Origin of the sequence: Actinoallomurus acaciae, assembly GCF_042429965.1 — a bacterium.
Taxonomy (GTDB): domain Bacteria; phylum Actinomycetota; class Actinomycetes; order Streptosporangiales; family Streptosporangiaceae; genus Actinoallomurus; species Actinoallomurus acaciae.
Window position 1 is genome coordinate 1 of record NZ_JBHLZP010000669.1, and the last position, 4,247, is coordinate 4,247.

At 71.3% G+C, this 4,247-nt stretch carries 4 protein-coding genes; 2 read left to right on the plus strand and 2 right to left on the minus strand.

Features of this window, described 5'->3' with window-relative positions; translation table 11 throughout:
- A partial coding sequence (locus tag ACFFNX_RS44605) for a hypothetical protein (protein ID WP_378212324.1) occupies window positions 1-818 on the minus strand: 818 nt, incomplete at its 3' end.
- Between the two features lie 268 nt (window positions 819-1,086).
- On the opposite strand from ACFFNX_RS44605, the gene ACFFNX_RS44610 reads away from it, so the two are divergent.
- Window positions 1,087-2,061: an ABC transporter ATP-binding protein gene (locus tag ACFFNX_RS44610; protein ID WP_378212325.1), complete on the plus strand. Its 975-nt coding sequence runs from the start codon at window positions 1,087-1,089 to the stop codon at window positions 2,059-2,061.
- The gene (locus tag ACFFNX_RS44615; protein ID WP_378212327.1) at window positions 2,058-2,888 is read left to right on the plus strand and encodes an ABC transporter permease; all 831 of its coding nucleotides are present in this window, start codon (window positions 2,058-2,060) and stop codon (window positions 2,886-2,888) included. The genes ACFFNX_RS44610 and ACFFNX_RS44615 overlap by 4 nt, the downstream gene beginning before the upstream one ends.
- 276 nt (window positions 2,889-3,164) lie before the next feature.
- Here the strand turns inward: ACFFNX_RS44615 and ACFFNX_RS44620 are convergent, their stop codons facing one another.
- A complete protein-coding gene (locus tag ACFFNX_RS44620) occupies window positions 3,165-3,512 on the minus strand; it encodes a DUF3099 domain-containing protein (RefSeq protein ID WP_378212328.1) in 348 nt (115 codons plus the stop codon).
- Between the last annotated feature and the right edge of the window lie 735 nt (window positions 3,513-4,247).

Consider the following 4,247-nt stretch of genomic DNA (forward strand, 5'->3'; position numbering starts at 1 on the left):
GCGCTCGCCCGGTCCGCGCGGCCGGCCTCCTCGAACGCGGGCAGGGCGTCGGCGTACCGGCCGGCCGCGAACAGCAGGTCCGCCAGGTGCTCCGAGAGCGTACGGGCCGCCGCCTCGTCACCGAGCGACACGGCCAGCTCCCGCCCGGCCTCGACGTCGGCGGGGCGCCTCGACGCCAGGCAGCACTCCAGGGCCTTCGCCCGCCGGTCGCTCGTGTCGGCGAGCCGTACCGCCTCCGCGCCGTGCCCGAGGAAGCGGTGCACCTCGAACGACTCCGGCAGCAGGGTCTCCGGCACCTGAGCGAGATAGGCCGACCACAGCGGCGCGTCACGGTCCAGCGAGACGCGGGTCAGGTGCCCGCGCAACGCCCGCCCGAGCGTCGCGGCCTCCAGCAGGCCCAGGTCCTGCCAGCGCTGCAGGTGCGTGACCAGCCGGTTCGCGTCACCCTCGCGACCGAGCACGCCGGCCAGCCGGTCGAGCGCCTCGGCCCGCAGATCCTCGATCCGCAGCCGCGCCGCCAGCTCGAACACGGTGCTCAGGGTGTCGCGGTCCTCACGTCGCGCCAGTTCGCGCAGCGCCTGGAGGTCCTCCGGCTCGAACGCCGCGGCGTACAGGTCGCCGGGAACACGGGCGTCGTACGACGCGAACAGCGCGACCGCCAGAGCCGGATCGAGGTCGAGCGCCAGCCCCATGGCGCGTGCGTACGCCCGCGCGCCCTTGGCGGTCACGGCCGGCCCGCGAAACTCCTTTTCGACGCGTTCGACCGCACGGCGAAGACGGCGCGGCGCCCCAACGAGTGACTCGTCCGGAAGCGGCATCTTCGGGTCCTTCCTTCTGCCCGACGGCCATTATGGCGACAAGCGAATTCCTCCGGGGGCGTGATCGTTCGTCGCGGGCGCCGACCGCCGGCCGGCGGGGGCGACCTCGGCGTCGGATCCGACTTTCGGTGTTTCCCCACCGTCGGGTGGAGGAGGAAACATAGCCGGGTGGCGGCTCATATCAACCGAAGGATGGATCCGCCCGGGTGTCACGGCGATTACCGTGATCAGCCTTACGCACTGCCATCAACCAACGCGGGATCTGGGAATGATCGAGGCAACGAACCTCACCAAGCGTTACGGCGACAGGATCGCCGTCAATGACCTGTCCTTCAGAGTCGAACCCGGGAGGGTGACCGGCTTCCTCGGCCCGAACGGCGCCGGCAAGTCGACCACCATGCGTCTCATCCTCGGGCTGGACCGTCCTCACGGGGGCGACGCGACGATCGACGGTAAGCACTACCGTGACCTGCCCCGCCCGTTGCAGACGGTCGGGGCTCTGCTGGAGGCCCGTGCCGTCCACACGGGCCGCAGCGCGTACAACCACCTGCTCGCCCTGGCACAGACGCAGGGCGTCGGCAGGGAGCGCATCGACGAGGTCGTCCGCCTGGTCGGCCTGACCGACGTGGCGCGCAAGCGCGCGGGCGGGTTCTCGCTGGGCATGGGCCAGCGGCTGGGCATCGCCGCGGCGCTGCTGGCCGACCCGGCCGTGCTCATCCTGGACGAGCCGGTCAACGGCCTCGACCCGGAGGGCATCGTCTGGATCCGCACGCTGATGAAGCGGCTCGCCTCCGAGGGCCGCACCGTCTTCGTGTCGAGCCACCTGATGAACGAGATGGCGGTCACCGCCGACCACCTCATCGTCATCGGCCGGGGCCGGCTCATCGCCGACTGCTCCACCGAGGAGTTCATCGAGCGCAGCACCGAGGAGGTCGTCGTCGTCCGCAGCCCCGACGTCGAGGGCATCGCGGCGGCGATCGAGCACGAGGGCGGCAAGACGACCCGGGGCGAGGACGGCCTGCTGTCCGTCACCCACATGCCGGCCGCCCGTGTCGGCGAGCTCGCCTCGGCCGGAGGGTTCGTCCTGCACGAGCTCACCCCCAGGCGCGGGTCCCTCGAAGAGGCGTTCATGGAGCTCACGCGGGAGAGCGTGGAATACGGAGGCGCGACCGCCGTACCCCCGGCCCCGCCGGCCGTACCCCAGCCGCAGGCCGTGCCGGAGCCGCAGGGAGAGACACGATGACGACCGCCACCCACGCCGCGGGGGCCACCCCCGTGATCCGTAAGGCCGGTTTCGGCCGTCTGCTGCTGTCGGAGTGGACCAAGATCCGATCGGTGCGGTCGACCGTGTGGTCGCTCGTGTTGCTCGTGATCCTCGATTTGGGCTTCACCGCCCTGCTCTGCAGCCTGACAGCGTCACAGTGGAGCAAGACCGACGCCGCCTCGCAGGCGACCATCAAAGCCGATCCCACGAGCACGATCCTGGGGAGCGGATTCTTTCTCAGCCAGCTGACTGTCTGCGTTCTGGGAGTCATGGTGATCGCGTCGGAGTACTCCACCGGGATGATCCGGGCGAGTCTCCTCGCGGTGCCGAGGCGGGTACCGATGCTCGCGGCCAAGGCCGTCGTGTTCACCGCGCTGATCTTCGTGCTGGGCACGGTCGTCTCGTTCGCGTCGTTCTTCATCGGCCAGCCGATCCTGCACAGCAAGGCGCCGGTCTCGCTCAGCGACCCGGGCGTGCTGCGCGCCGTGATCGGCGGCGGGCTCTACCTGGCCATGCTCGGCCTGTTCGCGCTAGCGCTGGGCGCCATCATCCGCCACACGGCGGCCGGCATCACGGGCGTCATCGGGTTCGTCCTCGTGCTCGCCCCGCTGGCCGCGCTACTGCCGGGGAGCCTCGGCAAGCACGTTCACGCGTACCTGCCCTCCGAGGCGGGTCAGCTCATCGCCAAGGCGCACCAGGCCAACAGCGACCTTCTCACGCCCTGGCAGGGCTTCGGGGTCTTCGCGATCTGGACCGCGGTGCTGCTGGTGATCGCCTCGGTGCAGCTGCGGAGCCGCGACGCCTGACCCTCCTGGAGCCCGCCCGGGGTTCCCGGTGCGGTCTCCGACCGCCGCAAGACGCCCCCGCGGGCCCGGCCCGCGGGGGCGTCGCACGTCAACAGGGCTTTTCTGGAAAGACTCAAGAAATGGCAACGCCGGGAGGATACGGGGGCAATCCTCCCGGCGTTGCATTCATCGGTGTTCCGACGGGGGCCCGGAACACCGGCACGGGCGCCCCGACGGGGGACCAGAGCGCCGGTACAAATCGTACACCGAACCCCCCCTGAGTTAGTCAAGACATTGTCACGAGCCGATTTGATCCCGAGGTCCAGAAATCCGCTTTTGGTCCTCGTGTTCCGGTTCATACGGGGCAAACCGGGCAGCGCTGTCCGGCTCGCGGCCTCCGTTGGCGAAGATCACCGCGATGTACGGCAGCACCACCGCACCGGCCAGTGCGAGCACCGCCAGCCACCATCCCGCGCCGTGCAGGGTCACGGCGAACACGATGCTCAGGATGAAGCAGAGGGCGCGGACGCCCATCGTGAGGAGGTAGCGGCGCTCGCGGTACCCGATGTCCTCCGACATCGGCCGCCGGGCGTCAGTGACCGTGTAGACGGCGTCATGGCCATGCCGCCGGAAGATGCCCTTCACATCTCCCACGTTATTCGCCCCCGGAGCCGGAGTGGCAGCACCCCCGGGGCCACGCCGGCCGGCACGAGGCGCGCCTGGTGCCGGGGCGGCCGGGGTGACGTCCCGGCGTCGATCGCGTGCGATGGAGGTACGTCGCCCGGCCTGGTGCGGAGCCGCCGACGCCGCTGGTCACGTGTGCCCGAGCCACCCCGACGGCCCGGCGCACGGACAGGAATCGGCGGCACGGCCGTCGGCCTGCTGCGGGCCGTGCGGCGATCGCTTGTGGTGGGGGAGTATGGCCGGGTATCGGTGGTGTGGGCGCTGGCCTGGGCCGTGCGGCGATCGCTTGTGGTGGGGGAGTATGGCCGGGTATCGGTGGTGTGGGCGCTGGCCTGCCGCAGGCCGTGCGGCGATCGCATGCGGTAGGGGAGCGCGGCCCGGTAGGCCGTGTGGCCGATGTCGGCCGCGCGAGCGTCGGACGGGGCCACCGTCCGCGGTCATGCGACAGGGGTACGCCTGCGGGTACGCAGCCAGCGGCTGCGGACCTCGGACGGAGGCGCCGCGAGCATGCCGGCTGCGTCCGGGGCGAGCCGAAGCGGAGTTGTCCACAGCCGCGCACGGCGCACTTCCACGGACGGACATCCGCCCTGGACAATGGAAGTGGGATGGAGCCCCCTGGGCGGGCGGGGCGTCTTCCCCGGGCGGGGCGTCTTCCCCGGGCGGGGCGTCTTCCCCGGGCGGGGCGTCTTCCCCGGG